Origin of the sequence: Methylobacterium oryzae (assembly GCF_021398735.1) — a bacterium.
In the GTDB taxonomy this organism is placed as follows: domain Bacteria; phylum Pseudomonadota; class Alphaproteobacteria; order Rhizobiales; family Beijerinckiaceae; genus Methylobacterium.
In genome coordinates this window covers 1,291,797-1,309,612 of the sequence record NZ_CP090349.1, presented here as the reverse complement: position 1 = coordinate 1,309,612, position 17,816 = coordinate 1,291,797, and the positions used below count along the sequence as shown (strand labels likewise).

General features: G+C 71.4%; 14 protein-coding genes and 1 tRNA gene. 8 read left to right on the top strand and 7 right to left on the bottom strand.

Going from position 1 to position 17,816, the window contains the following annotated elements:
- Positions 1-4 precede the first annotated feature (4 nt).
- Positions 5-943, bottom strand: coding sequence for an SMP-30/gluconolactonase/LRE family protein (locus LXM90_RS06310; protein ID WP_020090614.1), 939 nt, complete (start codon positions 941-943; stop codon positions 5-7).
- A 358-nt stretch (positions 944-1,301) separates the two neighbouring features.
- Here LXM90_RS06310 and LXM90_RS06305 point away from each other — a divergent pair.
- Positions 1,302-1,378, top strand: a tRNA-Pro gene (locus LXM90_RS06305).
- A gap of 25 nt (positions 1,379-1,403) precedes the next feature.
- Positions 1,404-1,715 carry an ETC complex I subunit gene (locus LXM90_RS06300; RefSeq protein WP_020090615.1) on the top strand — a complete coding sequence of 104 codons (312 nt, stop codon included), beginning with the start codon at positions 1,404-1,406 and terminating at the stop codon, positions 1,713-1,715.
- 16 nt (positions 1,716-1,731) lie between these two features.
- On the opposite strand, the gene LXM90_RS06295 is transcribed toward LXM90_RS06300, so the two are convergent.
- Together LXM90_RS06295 and LXM90_RS06290 are read right to left on the bottom strand one after the other, a co-directional pair.
- Complete coding sequence (locus LXM90_RS06295; protein WP_020090616.1) at positions 1,732-2,190, bottom strand: nucleoside deaminase; 459 nt, start codon at positions 2,188-2,190, stop codon at positions 1,732-1,734.
- A 93-nt stretch (positions 2,191-2,283) separates the two neighbouring features.
- Positions 2,284-3,351 (bottom strand): spore photoproduct lyase family protein, encoded by a 1,068-nt coding sequence (locus tag LXM90_RS06290; RefSeq protein WP_020090617.1) that lies wholly within the window; start codon positions 3,349-3,351, stop codon positions 2,284-2,286.
- A gap of 306 nt (positions 3,352-3,657) precedes the next feature.
- Here LXM90_RS06290 and LXM90_RS06285 point away from each other — a divergent pair, with 306 nt between their 5' ends.
- Positions 3,658-5,571 carry a putative bifunctional diguanylate cyclase/phosphodiesterase gene (locus LXM90_RS06285; protein ID WP_020090618.1) on the top strand — a complete coding sequence of 638 codons (1,914 nt, stop codon included), beginning with the start codon at positions 3,658-3,660 and terminating at the stop codon, positions 5,569-5,571.
- 21 nt (positions 5,572-5,592) lie between these two features.
- Here LXM90_RS06285 and LXM90_RS06280 read toward each other — a convergent pair whose 3' ends face one another.
- Positions 5,593-5,817, bottom strand: coding sequence for a hypothetical protein (locus LXM90_RS06280; RefSeq protein WP_020090619.1), 225 nt, complete (start codon positions 5,815-5,817; stop codon positions 5,593-5,595).
- 279 nt (positions 5,818-6,096) lie between these two features.
- On the opposite strand from LXM90_RS06280, the gene LXM90_RS06275 reads away from it, so the two are divergent.
- The 4 genes from LXM90_RS06275 to LXM90_RS06260 all read left to right on the top strand — a co-directional run bounded on the left by LXM90_RS06275 (position 6,097) and on the right by LXM90_RS06260 (position 12,451).
- The gene (locus LXM90_RS06275) at positions 6,097-6,846 is read left to right on the top strand and encodes a collagen-like protein (protein ID WP_234082070.1); all 750 of its coding nucleotides are present in this window, start codon (positions 6,097-6,099) and stop codon (positions 6,844-6,846) included.
- A 411-nt stretch (positions 6,847-7,257) separates the two neighbouring features.
- Complete coding sequence (locus LXM90_RS06270) at positions 7,258-8,871, top strand: TolC family outer membrane protein (protein WP_020090621.1); 1,614 nt, start codon at positions 7,258-7,260, stop codon at positions 8,869-8,871.
- 197 nt (positions 8,872-9,068) lie between these two features.
- On the top strand, positions 9,069-9,620 hold the full coding sequence (locus LXM90_RS06265) for a PopZ family protein (protein ID WP_020090622.1): 552 nt from the start codon (positions 9,069-9,071) through the stop codon (positions 9,618-9,620).
- A gap of 113 nt (positions 9,621-9,733) precedes the next feature.
- Positions 9,734-12,451, top strand: coding sequence for a valine--tRNA ligase (locus LXM90_RS06260; RefSeq protein ID WP_234082065.1), 2,718 nt, complete (start codon positions 9,734-9,736; stop codon positions 12,449-12,451).
- A 70-nt stretch (positions 12,452-12,521) separates the two neighbouring features.
- Here the strand turns inward: LXM90_RS06260 and LXM90_RS06255 are convergent, their stop codons facing one another.
- Positions 12,522-12,887: a hypothetical protein gene (locus LXM90_RS06255; protein WP_103984919.1), complete on the bottom strand. Its 366-nt coding sequence runs from the start codon at positions 12,885-12,887 to the stop codon at positions 12,522-12,524.
- Between the two features lie 326 nt (positions 12,888-13,213).
- On the opposite strand from LXM90_RS06255, the gene LXM90_RS06250 reads away from it, so the two are divergent.
- Complete coding sequence (locus LXM90_RS06250) at positions 13,214-14,740, top strand: Do family serine endopeptidase (RefSeq protein ID WP_020090625.1); 1,527 nt, start codon at positions 13,214-13,216, stop codon at positions 14,738-14,740.
- Positions 14,741-14,855: 115 nt separating this feature from the next.
- On the opposite strand, the gene LXM90_RS06245 is transcribed toward LXM90_RS06250, so the two are convergent.
- A complete protein-coding gene (locus LXM90_RS06245) occupies positions 14,856-15,554 on the bottom strand; it encodes a phosphorylase (protein ID WP_103984920.1) in 699 nt (232 codons plus the stop codon).
- Between the two features lie 233 nt (positions 15,555-15,787).
- On the bottom strand, positions 15,788-17,785 hold the full coding sequence (gene shc, locus LXM90_RS06240) for a squalene--hopene cyclase (RefSeq protein WP_020090627.1): 1,998 nt from the start codon (positions 17,783-17,785) through the stop codon (positions 15,788-15,790).
- Positions 17,786-17,816 lie beyond the last annotated feature (31 nt).

Sequence of the window (17,816 nt, the reverse complement as noted above, 5' to 3'; positions counted from 1 at the left end):
GGCCTCACCCGCCGGCGCAGCCCTGGACGTCGACGTGGACGGCGTAGAGCGACTGGCTCGCCGCCATGAACAGGCGGTTGCGGTGCCGGCCGCCGAAGCAGAGGTTGGCGCAGCGCTCCGGCAGCCGGATGCGGCCGATCGGCCGGCCGTCGGGGTTGAACACCATGACGCCGTCCAGTGCGTCGTCGCCCATGCCCCACCCGCACCAGAGATTGCCGTCGACGTCGCAGCGCAGCCCGTCCGGCGTGCCCGGCCCGGCATCGATCAGGACCCGCCGGTCGCGGAGCGTGCGGCCGGCGACCACGTCGTAGGCGGCGATCCGCCGGGTCGGCTGCCCGCGCGATTCCACGAGGTAGAGCACGCGGCCGTCGGGGGAGAAGCACAGGCCGTTGGGGCCGGCGAGGTCGGTGGCCACGGCCTCCAGCGCACCGGTGACCGGGTCGAGCCGGTAGACGTTCTGCGGCAGTTCGGGCTCGGCGCGCACGCCTTCGTAGAACCCGCCGATCCCGAAGGGTGGGTCGGTGAACCAGACCGCGCCGTCGGCCGCGGTCACCACGTCGTTGGGCGAGTTGAGCCGGCGGCCCTCGAATGCGTCCGCCAGGACGGTGATCGCGCCGTCATGCTCGGTCCGGGTGACCCGACGGCCGCCGTGCTCGCAGGTGACGAGCCGCCCCTGCCGGTCGCGGGTGTTGCCGTTGGCGAAGCCCGACGGCCGCCGGTAGAGGCCGACCGCCCCGCTCTCCTCGTCCCAGCGCAGGATGCGGTCGTTGGGGATGTCGCTCCAGAGCAGGTAGCGTCCGTCGCCGAACCAGACCGGCCCCTCGCACCAGCGGAAGCCGGTCGCGAGGCGCTCGACCGCCGCGTTGAACACCCGGTAGCGGGCGAAGGCGGCGTCGAGAATCTCGACCGCCGGGTCCGGGTAGCGCGGGCTCGGTGTCCACACGGGCAGGTCCCTGTCACTCGCGGCGATCGTTACCGTTCCGGCGCGGGCCGGCAAGGCCCGCCGCGCGGACGCGGGCGCAGCACCGCGGTGACGCTGCGGCGACGAGGGCCGGAAGCGCCCGGCACGGCGATCCGGGCGCACCATCCTCCACCCCCCAGTGATGGCAGGCGCCGGTTCGACAGCGGGGCGGTTCGGCCCTCGTCCCGGCCCGAACGCTACCGCGCCCCGATTTGTCTGACAAGTGGTACGCGACGGCCAGGCCGCCGCGAAGGGCCGATCCCGGAAGCGTCGGCGCGCACCGCGCCGCGCCTTGCGGGGGAACGGCGGAACCGCTACGGCATTGAGGCCGTGTGGCAGTCGGGGTGTGGCGCAGTCTGGTAGCGCACCTGGTTTGGGACCAGGGGGTCGTAGGTTCGAATCCTATCGCCCCGACCATTCGATCAGGAGCTTGTCGAGTCAGATGCCGAGCGCCCGCATCTTCCGTCCGTCTCGGGACGCCACGCAGTCGGGCCTCGCCCGGACCAAGCAGTGGATCCTGGAGTTCGACCGGACCAGCCCGCGCGAGATCGATCCGCTGATGGGGTGGAACGGGTCCTCGGACATGCTCCAGCAGGTGCGCCTGGAATTCGACACCGAGGAGGAGGCCGTGGCCTACGCGAAGCGCGAGGGGATCGCCTACCGCGTCGAGCAGCCGGCCAAGCCCGTCCAGCGCAAGGGCCTGTCCTACTCGGACAATTTCAAGTTCAACCGCACGGCGCCCTGGACCCATTGAGGCCGTCGCCGCCGCGTCAGGCCTCGCGGCGCGCCTTCCACGCTGGGTAGGGCGAATCGCCCGGCGGACGCAGCTGCGTGACGCGCATCGGCTGCGCGTCGAGGGGCTGGCAGAGCTCGGCGTAGATCGACGTGCTGCCGGCGCCGTAGGTCTCGGCCTCCTCGGCCGAGAAGGCGAAGTAGCCCTCCTTGAAGCCGGCCAGGCGCATCGCGGCGTGGCACATCGGGCACGGGCGGCCGCTCGCGTACATCACGCAGTCGCCGAGGTCGCGGCGGCCGAGGAGGCGGCTGGCCTCGCGCAGCGCCACCATCTCGGCATGGGCGCTGGGGTCGTTGGTCGCGTGCACGGTGTTGGCCGCGCGGACCAGCACGGTCCCCTCCCGCACGATGACCGCGCCGTAGGGCGCACCGCCCGCCTCGACATTGGCGGCGGCGAGGGCCACCGCCTCGCCGATATGGTCCTCGTGCGTCGACATGGACGGGCTCGACATGGACGGGCTCGACATGGCTGAGCTTTCCTCCGCTGGCGCGCCAACGCCGCGCGCGGCCGGAAGTTCAGCGCTCCGCGCTCAGAACGCGTAGCGCACCGTGCAGTAGGGCATCGTCTCGGCGAGCAGGGCCTTGAAGCGGGTGAGCCAGCGGCCCTTCCAGCCGGCCCGGTAGCGCAGGTTGGTGCCCCCGCCCTCCGAGACCTTCGCCTCCTGGATGTCCGGCCGCCAGAGCAGGTCCTCGGCCTTGGGGTGCCAGCCGAGATTGACCGCGTGCAGATCCGCGTTGTGGGTCAGCATGATGATCTCGCACTTGAGCTGCGCCTTGGCGGCGTCGGACAGCGTCGCGTCGATCTCGGCGAACAGCGCCCGCCAGTCGGCCTCCCAGCCCTCGTAGAGGATCACGGGCGAGAAGTTGGCGTGGACCTCGTAGCCGGCGGCCACGAACTCGTCGATGGCGGCGATCCGCTCGGCGATCGGGGCGGTGCGCACGTCCACGATCCGGGCGATCCGCGCCGGCATGAGCGAGAAGCGGACGCGCGTCTTGCCCTGCGGATCGTAGGCGAGGAGGTCGCGGTTGACGGCCTTGGTGGCGAAGGAGGCCTTGGCGTTGGGCAGGGTGCGAAACAGCGCGACCAGGGCGCGGACGCCGTCGCTGACCGCCGCGTCGACCGAGAGGTCGCCGTTCTCGCCGATATCGTAGACCCAGTGCTCCGGATCGATCGGGTCCGGCTCCGGCAGGCGCCCCTGGCGGCCGGCGTGGCGGGCGATCGCCGCGCAGGCCTGCTCGAGGTTCACGAACAGCGAGATCGGGTTGGAGAAGCCCTTGCGGCGCGGCACGTAGCAATAGGCGCAGGCCATGGCGCAGCCGTTGGAGGTCGAGGGCGCGATGAAGTGGGCGCTGCGGCCGTTGGGGCGCATCGCCAGCCCCTTCTTCACGCCGAGGACCAGCGTCGAGCGCTTGATCCGCACCCAATCCTCCACCGAGCCGGCGTTGCCGTGGAGTTCCGGGATGTTCCAGTGCGACGGCACGACGATGCGCGCGGCGTCGGGAAAGCGCGCCAGGATGTCCCGGCCCAGCGGGAAGTCGCCGACAGTGGGCTCGTGATAGATCGTCCGGATATCGAGCAGGTCGCGGGTCAGGGCCATGGACGATCCGGGGCCCGGAAGCGGCCCGCGACCCGATATGGTGCGCGGCGACGCGGCCGGAATGCCTTGCGACCCGGAGTCTCTCTTCGCGCGGCGCGCGAAGAGCTCGGGATCGGGCGCGGCGCGCGTTGATCGTTCAACGATATCTTACGATTCGGTGCCATGAGTCCCTCATCTTCGAGTGGACGTGCGATGATCGTTCGGGACCAGGAGAGATCCGAGCCGGGCTCACCCGGCTCCGGTGAATCTCTCGACCCTGCAGATCCGAGGTGGGGCGCGCTGATCCGGCGGGATCAGCTGGAGGCCATGCGCGGGAGCGTGCTGGCGGCCATCCCGGTCAACATGCTGCTCGGCGTGGCGAGCATGCTCGTCGCCTACAGGAGCGGGCACGGCACCGTGGGGGCCATCTGGTTCGCGGCGTCGACCAGCGTCAACCTCCTGCGAATCGCCCTCTGCCGGATCCCCTGCCTCGGCCTGGCGCTGACCGCCGACATGACGCCGAGCCTGGCCGCGGCCGCCGCGCGCTCCGTCGACCGGCACCTGCGCGTCTTCACGGTCGCGGCGTTCCTCTCCGGACTGGTCTGGGCCTGTCAGCCGCTCCTGTGCGACGGCTACACGACCGCCGAGACCCTGTTCTACCTGACCATCACCTGCGGCGTGACCGCGGGGGCGGTGACGCACGGGATCGCGTACGCGCGCATCCCCCTCGCCTTCATCGCCCTGCCGCTGCTGTCCGTCGTGGCCTGCCTCGCCTATGCCGGCGACTTCGACCGGAACTGCCTCGCGGCCTGCGTGCTGCTCTACTTCCTCGCCCTGACGCACACGGCGTTCCGCAGCGAGTCCGTGTTTCGCGAGGCGAGCCGGCTCAAGAACGAGGCCCACGCCCTCGCCCGGTCCCGCGCCGAGGCCCATGCCAGCGCCAGCGCCCTCGTGGACGAGATGCGGTGGCGCGCCACGCACGACGATCTCACCGGCCTGCTGAACCGCGCGGGCTTCCTCCAGGCGACGGAGAACCGGCTCCGCACCGGGACCCTCAGCCTGCTGATGCTCGACCTCGACGGGTTCAAGTTCGTCAACGACGTCTACGGCCACAAGGCGGGCGATCGGGTGCTCGTCGAGGTGGCGCGCCGGCTGAAGGACGCGCTGCCGGAGAACGGTCTCGCGGCCCGGCTGGGCGGCGACGAGTTCGCGGTGCTGTACGATCCCGTGACGTCGGGCGTGCCCGACGACGTCATGGCGGCGAACCTCATCGCCGCGGTGTCCCAGCCGTTCGACGGCTTCGACGCGGGCCGCCTCGGGGTCAGCATCGGCGTCCACGCGAGCGCGGAGCCGAGCTTCACCGAGATGCTGAGCTGCGCCGACGAGGCGCTCTACGCCGCGAAGGCCGCCGGGCGGAACCGCTACCGGGTGTTCGATTCGGGCCTGCGCGAGGGGCTGCAGATGCGGCGGGACCTGGAGCGCGACCTGTCGCAGGCCCTGGTCGAGAACGCCCCGAAGGTCTGGTTCCAGCCGATCTACGCGGCCGATGGCCGGACCCTGGTCGGGCTGGAAGCCCTGATCCGCTGGGAGCATCCGCGGCTCGGCTGGATCGCGCCCCCGGACCTGATCGCCGCCGCCGCGATGGCCGGCCTGACCGAATCGCTGCTCCGCTACATCCTCGAGCAGGTCTGCGCGATGCTGGAGATCCTGCATCGCCGCGGCCTGAGCGGCGTGCGCGTGGCGATGAACGTCTCACCCCGGGAGATGGCGCAGGTCCCCGTGGACGAGATCGTCATCGGGCGCCTGAACCTCCTCGGCCTGCCGCCCACCATGCTGGAGATCGAGATCACCGAGGAGACGGCCCTCGACATCGGCGCGGTGCAGGGCAAGCTGCAGGCGCTGTCCCGCGCCGGCATCCGGGTCGCCCTGGACGATTTCGGCATCGGCTACTCGTCGCTCTCCTCGCTGCGCCAGCTCAAGGCGGACCGGATCAAGATCGACCGGAGCTTCGTGACCGGCCTCGGGGCGAGCGACGACAAGCGCGGGCTCGTCCTCGCCGTCCTCGGCCTCGGCCGGCTGCTCGGGCTCGACGTGGTGGCGGAAGGCGTCGAGTCGGCTGAGGACCTGAACATCCTGCAGGCGATGGGCTGCCCGTTCCTGCAGGGCTACCATCTCGGCCGCCCGATGCCGGTGGAAGATCTGGAGACCACCCTGCTCAGCACCCGCATCGCCGCGGCCTGAGCCGGTGCCGGCGCGCGCGGCTCAGAACCGCCCGGCATCCGCCGGATCGCGGCGCATCAGCCGGCGCGCCGCCGCGCGCCACAGGCGGTCCGGAATCCCGTAGAGCCACACGAGCGCCGCGCACCCGGCGATCGCCAGCAGGAACAGCCAGGCCAGCGCCTCGAGGATGGGCCCCGGCGGCGTTCCGGACTCGGTCCGGTCGTACCAGAGCGGGTCCGTGTCCCAGGGCGGATCGTCGTTGTCCACGGCAGAACCCTCCACCGCGGGTCCGAATGCGGCCCGGGGCGCTCGCGCGGCGGTGACCGATGAATCGGTCCGCGTCACTCCTCTGCCGGCCCGGTCCGCACACGCCTGACCGGGTCCAGCGCGGTCACGCTACAGGCCCCGCCGCGCGCCCTTCGAATACCCATTTCGGACTACGGCCTTCGACCGGCCGCGCTTTTCCACATCCAACTTTCTCCGCAATTTATTGCTTAGTTTGCGGGCTATGGCATTCTGACCGTCTAAAAGACTGCGTGACCTGCCATGAGATCTGCCAAACGCCTGTGGCACGAGCGCTGGGCGCTGTGTTCGATGCTGGCCCTGTCGGCCGCCTGCGGGCCGCCGGCGCGGGCGGCGGACATGCGCATCGAGGCCGCCAAGATCACCGGCGGTGATCTCTGGATCATCGGTTACGCCGACGATCCGGGGGTGGAGATCACGCTCGACGGCCAGTTCCCCCACCGGACCGACAGCCGCGGCTATTTCGAGTTTCGCGTCGTCTATCATCCGGCCACCTGCATCGCGACGCTGCGGACGCCGAAACAGACCCGCAGCATCGTGGTCGGCGAGTGCGGCCAGCAGGGGCCGCAGGCGCCCGGGCTCGCCGGCCCGCGCGGCGAGACGGGTCCGCGGGGCGAGGCCGGGCCTCCCGGCGAGCGGGGCGCGATGGGACCGCCCGGGCCGCCCGGACCCCAGGGGCCAGCCGGCGCGGAGGGCGTCGCCGGACCGCCGGGCCCGCCGGGCGAGCGCGGCCCCATCGGCATGGCCGGCGCACCGGGGCTGATGGGGGCCATGGGCCCGCCCGGCCCGCCCGGGCCGCCCGGCGGCACCCGCGGGCAGCCGGCTTCCCCGAGCGCCGCGCCGAAACCGAACCCGTCGGCCGCGCTGGCAGGGCCGGCGCCGAAGCCGCGGCCGCCGGCGCGGGCGCGCCGCGCACCCGAGCCGGAATCCGCGCCCGAGGGACCGCTGGATCTGGAGCCCGACGCCGGCGGCGGCGGGATGGACCGCTACTAGGCGCGGACCGGTGTCGACCGCAGGGCCAGCCGCGGAACGGGCCACCCTGCCCGGCCAGGGGCGACGCGTCGGCCCCCAAGTCTCGCGTGGCTGCACGCCGGCAATAGTCTTTGGAAGAGCGTATTTATGCGACTTAACAACTCAATTCGCTCGCGTGCCGCGCTGTCCGCGCCGGGTGTGTCACCTTAATGCCCCAACGCCGCACATTCCGCCGCCAGACCCGCACCGAGGCGAGCCAAAGCGCCCGGTTTGCGCTAAGCGTGACGGTGGGGCGGGCTTGATCGGAGACGAGCGAAACGCCGTACCTTGGCCGTTTTCGTCTCGGACTTCCGGACCGAAAGAGACCGCAAGGGCTTGTTCATCGTGACACGACGTCCACCAGCGAGTTGCCCGACGTTCCGCCTGGCCGGGATGGTGTCCGGACTCGCGATGCTGGCTGCCATGCCGGCATCGGCCGAGACTCTGGAGAGCGCTCTCGCGAAGGCCTATCAGGGCAATCCGAGCCTGAACGCCAGCCGTGCGGGCGTGCGCGCTATCGACGAGAACGTGGCGATCGCGCAGTCGGGCTACCGGCCGACCGTCAACGTCAACGCCGCGATCGGCGTCCAGTACCTTCAGACGCGCTCGTCCAGCACGGTCGCGACGGCGGCCACCGGCGGCACGGCCGCGACCACCGCCGGATCGGCCCTCGGGACGACGGGCGGCGGCCTGGGCGGAACGGCGGGCGCCGGGACGACCGGGACCGGAACGACCACGGGGATCGGGACGACGGGGATCGGGACCGCGGGCGGCACCACCGGCATCGGAACCTCAGGTGCCGGGGCGGCGGGATCCGCGACCGGCGGCGAGGGCCTGTCCGGCGGCGCGACCTCCGACATCGCGAGCCAGGTCATCACCTCCCGGCGGACGACGCGCACCACCTACCTGCCGAGTTCCGCCAGCCTGAACGTCACGCAGACGATCTTCAACGGCTTCCAGACCGACAACACGGTCCGGCGCGCGGAGTCGCAGGTCTACAGCCAGCGCGAGAGCCTGCGCTTCACCGAGCTGTCGGTTCTGTACAGCGCCGTCCAGGCGTACATGAACGTGCTCAGCAACACGGCGACGCTGGAGCTGAACCGGAACAACGTCGAGGTTCTGGAAGAGCAGCTCCGCCAGACCCGGGACCGCTTCAACGTCGGCGAGGTGACCCGGACCGACGTCGCGCAGGCCGAGGCCCGACTGGCCGGCGCGCGATCGCAGGTCGCCCAGGCCGAGTCGACTCTCCGCACGAGCATCGGCGTCTACCGGCAGAATATCGGCGTCGAGCCGCGCCAGCTCGCGCCGGGTCGGCCGCTGGACCGGTTCGTGCCGCGCAGCCTCGATCAGGCGATCGCCGTCGGCCTGCGCGAGCACCCGCAGGTCGTCTCGGCCATCCACAACGTCGACGCGAGCGAGGCCCAGGTGAAAGTCCTGGAAGGCCAGCTCGCCCCGCAGCTCAGCCTGCAGGGCTCGCTCAGCCAGCTCTACGACCAGAACGGACCGAACCAGAGCTTCTTCGTCGGCTTCGTCGGCGGACGGCTCTCGATCCCGATCTACGAGGGCGGCCAGACCTACGCGCAGATCCGGCAGGCCAAGGAGTCGGTCGGCCAGGCCCGCATCCAGGTCGACCAGATCCGCGATCAGGTCCGCGCCCAGATCGTCGATTTCTGGGGCCGGCTCGAGGCCGCCAAGGCGCAGGTCATCGCCGCCCAGGCCCAGGTCCAGGCCAACGAGGTGGCGCTGAACGGCGTGCGCGAGGAAGCGCGCGTCGGCCAGCGCACGACCCTCGACGTGCTCAACGCGCAGCAGGAACTGCTGAACTCCCGGGTGAACCTCATCGTCGCCCAGCGTGACCGGGTCATCTTCTCCTACGGGGTGGTCCAGGCGATCGGACAGTTGACCGCGCGCTTCACGGCGCTCCCGGTCGAATACTACAGCGCCAAGGTTCACTACGATCAGGTCAAGGATCTCTGGTTCGGCCTGCGCACCCCGGACGGTCGCTGACGGCTTTTCCACGGGGAGTGTGTTGTGGGCGCGCTTGCCGTCACGAAACGGCATGGAATACTGATTGAACATCGATCCATTCGGGTCGCTTTCCAGTCTCCCATGCCCGAGTGCGCCTGCCGATGAGTGCAGCAAGCCCCAAGATCCCGGACTCGAAATTCCAGGACAAGGCTGCCGATAAGGCGCACGAGCCTTCGATGGAAGAGATCCTCGCGTCGATCCGGAGGATCATCGCCGACGATCAGGCCGCCAAGCCGGCCGAGGTCGCGGCGCCCGCTCCGGAGCCCGACGACGTGCTCGACCTCGCGGAGGTCGCCGAGCCGGTGATGCGCCCGCGCGTCGTCGAGCCGGAACCGGAACCCGAGCCGGCGCCGGACCTGCTCGACTTCGACGCGATCGACTTCGAGGACCCGGTGACCGCCGCGCCCGAACCGGAGCCCGAGCCCGAGCCCGAGCCGGCCCCGGAGCCGCCGCCCCCACCGCCTCCGCCCCCGCAGCCCGTGCTCCAGGCCGCCCGCGCGCCCGAGCCGGAGCCCGAGGCCCTGGTCTCTCCGGCCACGGATGCCAGCGTCAGCGGCGCGTTCAACCTGCTGGCCCACACCGTGCTGACGCAGAACGCCCGGACCCTGGAGGATCTCGTCAAGGAGATGCTCCGGCCGATGCTGAAATCCTGGCTCGACGACAACCTCCCGGCCGTGGTCGAGCGCCTCGTGCGCGCCGAGATCGAGCGGGTGTCGCGCGGCCGCTGAGCCGGCGGCCTGGGTACGGCGGCCGCGGGCCGCCGTCCGCGTGTTGACGGGAGCGGCGTGACGGTCGAAAGCGGGGCCACCCCCGTTTGGACAAGCGCCGGCCCGTACCCGCGATGATGGACAAGACCTTCGAGCCCACCTCCGTCGAGGCGCGGATCTCCGCCGCCTGGGCCGAGGCGGACGCCTTCCGTGCCGGCCGGCCCGAGCGCGTCGGGGCCCCGCCGTACTGCATCGTGATCCCGCCGCCGAACGTGACGGGCTCCCTGCACATGGGCCACGCCCTCAACAACACGCTGCAGGACATCCTCTGCCGCTTCGAGCGCATGCGCGGCAAGGACGTGCTCTGGCAGCCGGGGACGGACCATGCCGGCATCGCCACCCAGATGGTGGTCGAGCGGCGGATGATGGAGCGTCAGGAGCCCGGCCGCCGCGAGATCGGCCGCGCGGCCTTCGTCGAGAAGGTCTGGGCCTGGAAGGCGGAATCCGGCGGCGCGATCGTCAACCAGCTGAAGCGGCTCGGCGCCTCGTGCGACTGGTCCCGCGAGCGCTTCACCATGGACGAGGGGCTGAGCCGGGCCGTGCTCAAGACCTTCGTCGACCTGCACCGGCAGGGCCTGATCTATCGCGACAAGCGGCTGGTGAACTGGGACCCGAAGTTCCAGACCGCGATCTCGGACCTGGAGGTCCAGCAGGTCGAGACCAGGGGCCATCTCTGGCACTTCGACTACCCGGTGGTGGACGAGGCCGGCGCCGAGACCGGCGCCGTCATCACGGTGGCCACCACCCGCCCCGAGACGATGCTGGGCGACACCGGCATCGCGGTCCATCCCGAGGACGCGCGCTACACCGCGCTCGTCGGCCAGCGCGTGCGCCTGCCGCTGGTCGGGCGGCTGATCCCGATCGTGGCCGACACCTACTCGGATCCCGAGAAGGGCACGGGCGCGGTCAAGATCACGCCCGCCCACGATTTCAACGACTTCGACGTCGGCCGCCGCCACGGACTCGGCCTGATCAACGTCCTCGATCCCGAGGGCCGGATGCTGCTCGACGGCAACGCCGAGTTCCTCGACGGCGTCGCGCCCGAGCCGGAGGCCCTGGCGCTCCACGGCCTCGACCGGGCGCAGGCCCGCAAGGAGGTGGTGGCGCTGATGGAGGCGCGCGGTCGGCTGCGCGCGATCGAGCCGAACACCCACGCGGTCCCGCACGGCGACCGCTCGGGCGTGGTCATCGAGCCCTACCTGACCGACCAGTGGTACGTGAACGTCAAGCCGCTCGCGGAGCGCGCCCTCCAGGCGGTGCGCGACGGGCAGACCAAGTTCGTGCCCGAGAACTACGAGAAGATCTTCTTCCAGTGGCTCACCAACATCGAGCCGTGGTGCATCTCGCGCCAGCTCTGGTGGGGCCACCAGATCCCGGTCTGGTACGACGACGCCGGCGGCATCTTCGTCGCCGAGAGCGAGGCCGAGGCGCAGGCGGCGGCCGACGCGCAGCACGGCCGGCCGGTCGCGCTCACCCGCGACGCGGACGTCCTCGACACGTGGTTCTCCTCGGCGCTCTGGCCGTTCTCGACGCTGGGCTGGCCGGACACGACCCCGGAACTCGCGCGCTTCTACCCGACCAACACCCTGGTGACCGGCAAGGACATCCTGTTCTTCTGGGTCGCCCGGATGATGATGATGGGCCTGCACCTCACCGACCGGGCGCCCTTCGACACGGTCTACCTGCACACCCTGGTGCGGGACGCGTCGGGCGCGAAGATGTCGAAGTCGAAGGGGAACGTCGTCGATCCCCTGGAACTGATCGATCAGGTCGGCGCCGACGTCCTGCGCTTCACCCTCTGCGCCCTGGCCGTCCAGGGCCGCGACATCAAGCTGTCCACCGACCGTGTCCAGGGCTACCGCAACTTCGCGACCAAGCTCTGGAACGCCGCCCGCTTCGCCGAACTGAACGGCTGCCGCCTCGACCCGGCCTTCGACCCGCGCTCCGCCACCGGCGCGATCAACCGCTGGGCGCTCACCGAGGCGGCCCGCGCGGTCGACGAGGTCGCGGGCGCCCTCGAGGCCTTCCGCTTCAACGACGCGGCGGCGGTGGCCTACCGCTTCGTCTGGAACATCTTCTGCGACTGGTATCTCGAGCTCGCCAAGCCGGTGCTCCAGGGCGAGAGCGTCGATCCGGCGATCCGGGCCGAGACGCAGGCGAGCGTGGCGTTCCTGATCGATCAGGTCGCCAAGCTGCTCCACCCGTTCATGCCGTTCCTCACGGAGGAGCTGTGGGCGATCAAGGGCGCCGACCTGTCGGAGCGCGGCCTGCTGACCCTGGCCGCCTGGCCGGACCTCGGCGGCCTCGCCGACGCGGCCGCGGAGGCCGAGGTCGGGTTCGTGGTCGATCTCGTCAGCCAGATCCGCTCGGCGCGGTCCGAGACCAATGTCCCGGCCGGCGCGCAGATCCCGCTGGTGATGGTCGGCGCCGCCCCGGAGGTGAGAGCGCGGGTTGAGGCGTGGCGCGACACGCTCCTGCGTCTCGCTCGGCTGTCGGAGATCACCTTCTCCGAGACGCCGCCGAAGAACTCGGTGCAGCTCCTAGTGCGCGGCAGCGTCGCCGCGCTGCCCCTTGAAGGCGTGGTCGACCTCGCGGCCGAGGTCGCGCGCCTGAAGAAGGAGCAGGGCAAGGCGCAGGGCGAGATCAAGAAGATCGACGCGAAGCTCGGCAACGCCGACTTCGTGGCCCGGGCGCCCGAGGAGATCATCGAGGAGAACCGGGAGCGCCGCGAGAGCGAGTCGGCGCGGCTGGCGAAGATCGAGGAAGCTCTGGTCCGGCTCAGCGGCGACTGAGCGCCCGTCCGGGAGCGCTCCGACGTGTCAGGCCCGCCCCGGGGGTGACCCGGCCCCGGAGGCTCGCCCGTCAGCGTCGGGTGCCGAGGGTTCCGGTGAACGCCCGCGGCCCGCCCCAACTGGCGGCGGACGCGTCGTTCGGGGTCCAGAAGCCGTCCTGCGACGCGCCCCGCGGATGCAGGGAATAGTCCGGTGGAACGTAGCCGCCCGACTGGTTCCAGTAGCCGGGCCGGAAGTTGGCCGCCGATTTCGCAACGCGCTCATCTCCGGGGCGGCGCGTATCGACGCTGTACGTTCTCTCGGAAACGCTGCGCAGCGCGCGACTTGCGACGGCGGGCTTCGCGTCGAAGTAATCACGGTAATCCGCGTACGACTCGACCGCCAGCGCGCCGACAGTCGATCCGAAGAACATGGCGGCCGCCAACAGCACCTTCATTGTCAATTCCTCTGCCTACACACTCGGATCTGGCGGCACCGAGATTGCGCCGGCCCGCCGAACTGAGCGGTATTTAAGATCGACTCCCGGAAACTGCGGTGCTGGGCGGCACGAGCCCGGATCCGGCTCGGCCAGCGCCGCGACGTCGGGCCTCCGGTCTCGGTCACGCGCCGCGATCGCGCTGGGGCTCCGCGAGCGCTCGGCTACCTGTCCAAACGGTAATTTGATCGCCACGCCCGGGTCAGGCGCCGCCCCTTAGACAGATCCCATCGATGGCCGCGACCGCCGGCGTCGTCCCGATCAGTCCCGAGAGGTTGAGACCCCCCATGACCGAGACCCGTCCCACTGGCCGCACCTCGCGCCGCGCCCTCGCCTCCGTGGCGGCCGCCGCGCTGATCGCCGGCGGTGCCATCGGCAGCGGTTATCTGCCGGCCGCGACCCCGGCCTACGCGCAGGCGCTGCCCAAGTCGCCGATCGAGGCCCCCGAGCACCCGCCGGGCTCGTTCGCCGGTATCGTCAACAAGGTGAAGCCGGGCGTCGTCTCGGTGAAGGTGAAGCTCGACGACTCGGCGAGCAGCGACGACGACGACGGACCGAGCCAGGGGCGCAACCTCCAGAACGTGCCGCCGCAGCTGCGCGAGTTCTTCAAGCGCTTCGGCCAGAACGGCCCCGGCGGGATGCAGCCCCAGCATCAGGGCCCGCGCGGCGCTGTCGGCTCCGGCTTCATCATCTCGGCCGACGGCTACGTGGTCACCAACAACCACGTGGTCGACCATGCCAAGACCGTGCAGGTGACGCTGGACGACGGGCGCACTCTCGACGCCAAGGTCATCGGCAAGGATTCCAAGACGGACGTCGCCCTGCTGAAGATCACCGAGGGCTCGAACTTCCCGTACGTCCAGTTCGGAAAGGCCGCGCCGCAGGTCGGCGACTGGGTCGTGGCGATCGGTAACCCGTTCGGCCTCGGCGGCACCGTGACCGCCGGCATCGTCTCGGCCCGCGGCCGCGACATCGGCGCCGGCCCCTACGACGACTTCCTGCAGATCGACGCCCCGATCAACAAGGGCAACTCGGGCGGCCCGACCTTCAACGTCAACGGCGAGGTGGTCGGCATGAACACCGCCATCGCGTCCCCGTCGGGCGGCAGCGTCGGCCTCGCCTTCGCGATCCCCGCCGAGACCGTCCAGGCGGTGGTCGACCAGCTCCGCACCGACGGCAAGGTCGCCCGCGGCTACCTGGGCGTCCAGATCCAGCCCGTGACGCAGGACATCGCCGAGGGCCTGGGCCTCGACAAGGCCAAGGGTGCCCTGGTCGACCACGCCGAGAACGGCACCCCGGCGGCCAAGGCCGGCCTGAAGGCGGGCGACGTGATCGAGAAGGTCAACGGCGACACGGTGGACAGCGCCCGCGAGCTGTCGCGCAAGATCGCCGGCCTGAAGCCGGGCGCCAAGGTCGAGCTGAGCTACCTGCGCGGCGGCAAGACCGACACCGCCACGGTGACGCTGGGCACGATGCCGACCGACGGCACCAAGATGGCGAGCCGCGACGACGACTCGGGCAACGGCCAGCCGCGGCTCGGCCTGCAGCTCGCCCCGGCCGGCGATGTCGGCCTGTCGGATCAGGGCGTCGCGGTGGTCCAGGTCGATCCCGACGGCCCGGCGGCCGCCAAGGGTATCGAGGCGGGCGACGTGATCCTCGACGTCGGCGGCCAGAGCGTGGCCCGTCCGTCGGACGTGGCGACGCAGATCCGGGCGGCCGAGTCGAGCGGGCGCAAGGCCGTGCTGATGCGGGTGAAGAGCGGCAAGGGCCAGACCCGGTTCGTGGCGGTCTCGCTCAACAAGAAGGCCGGCTGAGGCCGGTTTCTCCCGGCGCGGGGTCCGCCCCGCGCCGTCTCGTGGTGACCTCCGACTCGCGCCGGCCGTACAGGCCGGCGCTTTTTCGTGGCTCACCTGACCGCGTTCGCGGGTCTCAGCGACCCGGGACCGGTATGCCCAGTCCCGGCCCGAGCCGCGTCCGGCACCGTCCCAGCGCCGCGAAGGCGGCGTTCGAGTCCCGGGCGAGGCGCATGAGGTCTCCCAGGCGTGCCCGGCCGCGCGCGAAGGCGAAGAACACCGCGGCGATGTCGGGCTCGCCGTCCGGCGTGAGGGCCGAGGCCGCGAAAACCGGGAGGGCCTGGTCGGCCGGATCGCAGATCACCCGCACGGCCGCGAAGGGCAGGCCGTGCCGGCCCGCGAAGGACGCGGCCACGTGCGATTCCATGTCGACGGCCGCGGCGCCGGTGGTGGTCCGCAGGTCCGTCTTGCCGTCGACCGCGAGCACCGCCGTGTCGACGCCCGCCAGATCCGCCGGGATCACCCGCGGCCCGACGCCGGACAGGAGGTTGAGCAGCGTGGCCGACAGGTCGAGATCGGCGGCGCGCCGCCCCTCCTCGCTCACCACGCCGGTGCCCACCACGACGTCGCCGGGCCGGAGCGAGGGATCGAGGCCGCCCGCGATGCCGAAGCTGACAACCGCCCGGCAGCCGGGCTGGCCGCGGGCCTCCAGGAGCTGGCGGAGCCGGTAGGGATTGCCGCCGGCTCCCACGGCCTCGACCCCCGCCCCCGCCGCCATGCGGCGCTCGCGGGCGAGGCCGGTAACGGCCAGGACGGGTGCGGCGGGATCGATCATGGCGCGCTCGTGGACGAGTCCGGCGAGGTCCGCAAGAAGGCGCGAGCGCCGAGGCGGGGTCCGGGCCGGATCCGACGCGGGGGGCGGTTCGTCCGGTCCCGCGGGATCGCTGTCTGAGGAGGCCACGTGTCTCGTACCGGGGCTCGCGGATCGGCTGTCGGGACGGTCGAGCGCGCCGCGATCCGGCGGAGCGGAGCCGGCCCGCCGGGCCGGCCCCAGGACGTCGGCGGACGTCACATGCCGAACTGGACGCGCCGGCTGTTGCCACGCTTGAGGTTGCGGAAGCGCGCCATCGCCCAGAGCGGGAAGAACTTCGGGTAACCATGGTACCGCAGGTAGAAGACCCGCGGGAAGCCCGTGGCGGTGTAGCGCTCCTCCTTCCAGAACCCGTCCGCGCCCTGCGTGCGGGTCAGGAAGTTGATGCCCCGGGTCACGGCCGGGTCGTCGACCGCGCCGGCCGCCATCAGGGCGAGGAGCGCCCAGGCGGTCTGCGAGGCGGTGGACGAGCCGGGCTCGAAGGCCGGGTCGATCTTGTACGAGGAGGCGTCCTCGCCCCAGCCGCCATCCGGGTTCTGGATCCGGATCAGCCAGGACACGGCCTTCTGGATGCGCGGATCGGCGGAGTCGACCCCGGCGGCGTTGAGGGCGCAGAGCACCGACCACGTGCCGTAGATGAAGTTCATGCCCCAGCGGCCGTACCACGAGCCGTCCTCCTCCTGATCATTCAGGAGGTAGTTCACGCCGCGGTCGAGGGCGCGGGAGGTCTCCCGGGTCTCGCCGAGCTGGGACAGCATCCCGACCACGCGGGCGGTCACGTCCGCGGTCGGCGGGTCGAGCAGCGCGCCGTGATCCGAGAACGGGATGTGGTTGAGGTACATGTGGTTGTTGTCGGCGTCGAACGCCGCCCAGCCACCGTCCTCGGATTGCAGCCCCTCGACCCATTCCCGGGCGCGGGCGATCGCGGCCTTGTAGTCCGGCATGCCGGCGACGAGGCCGTGCTGGTGCATGGCCCGGTCCATCGCCATCACCACCACGGCGGTGTCGTCGAGGTCGGGATAGTGGGCGTTGGCGTACTGGAACGCCCAGCCGCCCGGCCGGACCTTCGGCTTGCGCGCCGCCCAGTCGCCGACGATGTCGAGCACCTGCCGAGGCTTCAGCCAGTCCAGACCGGCGCGGGCCTGGGCCTCGGCCTCGGGGCCGCCGGCCTCGAGCAGCGCGTGGCTCGCGAGCGCCGTGTCCCAGACCGGCGAGACGCAGGGCTGGACGTAGGCCTCGTCGGCCTTCTCGACGACGAGCTTCTCGATGGCGTCGCAGGCGACGCGGACCTGCGGGTGATCGGGCCGGTAGCCCATCACCTCATACATCAGCACCGAGTTGACCATGGCGGGGAAGATGGCGCCCAGGCCGTCCTCGCCGTTGAGGCGCTCGCTCACCCAGGCGCGCGCCATCTCCATGGCGCGCTGCCGGCTCTTGCGCGGCAGGTGGTTCTCGACCCGCTGCAGCACCCGGTCGATGAAGCCGAAGATCGGGGTCCAGGGCCACGTAGCGTGGGGCGAGCCCGGCCAGGAGCGGACGCTCTCCGGCGGGGTGACGAACAGCTCCTGCACGCTGATGCCGCGGGGATTGCGCGCCCGGGGCTTGGTCGCCTGCAGCACGAACAGCGGCACCACGGTGGTGCGGGCCCAGTAGCTGATCTTGTCGAGGTGGAACGGGAACCACTTCGGCAGGAACATCACCTCGACGGGCATCACCGGCACGGCGCGCCACGGCACCTCGCCGTAGAGGGCCAGCATGAAGCGGGTGAACACGTTGGCGTTGGCCGCGCCGCCGCGGGACAGGATGCCCTCGCGCGCCCGGCGCATGTGCGGCGCCTCGATGTCGTCGCCGATCATCTTGAGGGCGAAATACGCCTTGACCGTGCAGCTCATGTCGAACGGCCCCTCGTGGACGAGGGCCCATCCGCCGTGCCGCCCCTGGGTGCGGCGGAGGTAGTTGCCGATCTTGGCCTCGAGGTCGCCGGGGACCCGCGTGCCGCGGAAATGGTGGAACAGGATGTACTCGGACGGGATCGTGGCATCCGCCTCGAGCTCGAAGCAGATGTGCCCGTCGTCGTGCGCCAGGGCGGTCAGCGCGCGCGTCGCCTGCGCCACGCCGCGCTCGACGTCCTCGAGCGAGATCCCCTGAGTCTTCGAGCGCTGCAGCGCCTCGACTTTGCTAACGGCCTCTCTCATAGTCCTCGCCTCGAACGACCGCCTCGCGGCG

Bases quoted from the DNA above. Each gene is read 5' to 3' on its own strand.
- LXM90_RS06245 (WP_103984920.1), bottom strand. From the start codon at position 15,554: ATGATCGATCCCGCCGCACCCGTCCTGGCCGTTACCGGCCTCGCCCGC.
- LXM90_RS06285 (WP_020090618.1), top strand. From the start codon at position 3,658: ATGCGCGGGAGCGTGCTGGCGGCCATCCCGGTCAACATGCTGCTCGGC.
- LXM90_RS06265 (WP_020090622.1), top strand. From the start codon at position 9,069: ATGGAAGAGATCCTCGCGTCGATCCGGAGGATCATCGCCGACGATCAG.
- LXM90_RS06295 (WP_020090616.1), bottom strand. From the start codon at position 2,190: ATGTCGACGCACGAGGACCATATCGGCGAGGCGGTGGCCCTCGCCGCC.
- shc (WP_020090627.1), bottom strand. From the start codon at position 17,785: ATGAGAGAGGCCGTTAGCAAAGTCGAGGCGCTGCAGCGCTCGAAGACT.
- LXM90_RS06300 (WP_020090615.1), top strand. From the start codon at position 1,404: ATGCCGAGCGCCCGCATCTTCCGTCCGTCTCGGGACGCCACGCAGTCG.
- LXM90_RS06250 (WP_020090625.1), top strand. From the start codon at position 13,214: ATGACCGAGACCCGTCCCACTGGCCGCACCTCGCGCCGCGCCCTCGCC.
- LXM90_RS06290 (WP_020090617.1), bottom strand. From the start codon at position 3,351: ATGGCCCTGACCCGCGACCTGCTCGATATCCGGACGATCTATCACGAG.
- LXM90_RS06275 (WP_234082070.1), top strand. From the start codon at position 6,097: ATGAGATCTGCCAAACGCCTGTGGCACGAGCGCTGGGCGCTGTGTTCG.
- LXM90_RS06260 (WP_234082065.1), top strand. From the start codon at position 9,734: ATGATGGACAAGACCTTCGAGCCCACCTCCGTCGAGGCGCGGATCTCC.
- LXM90_RS06270 (WP_020090621.1), top strand. From the start codon at position 7,258: ATGGTGTCCGGACTCGCGATGCTGGCTGCCATGCCGGCATCGGCCGAG.
- LXM90_RS06255 (WP_103984919.1), bottom strand. From the start codon at position 12,887: ATGAAGGTGCTGTTGGCGGCCGCCATGTTCTTCGGATCGACTGTCGGC.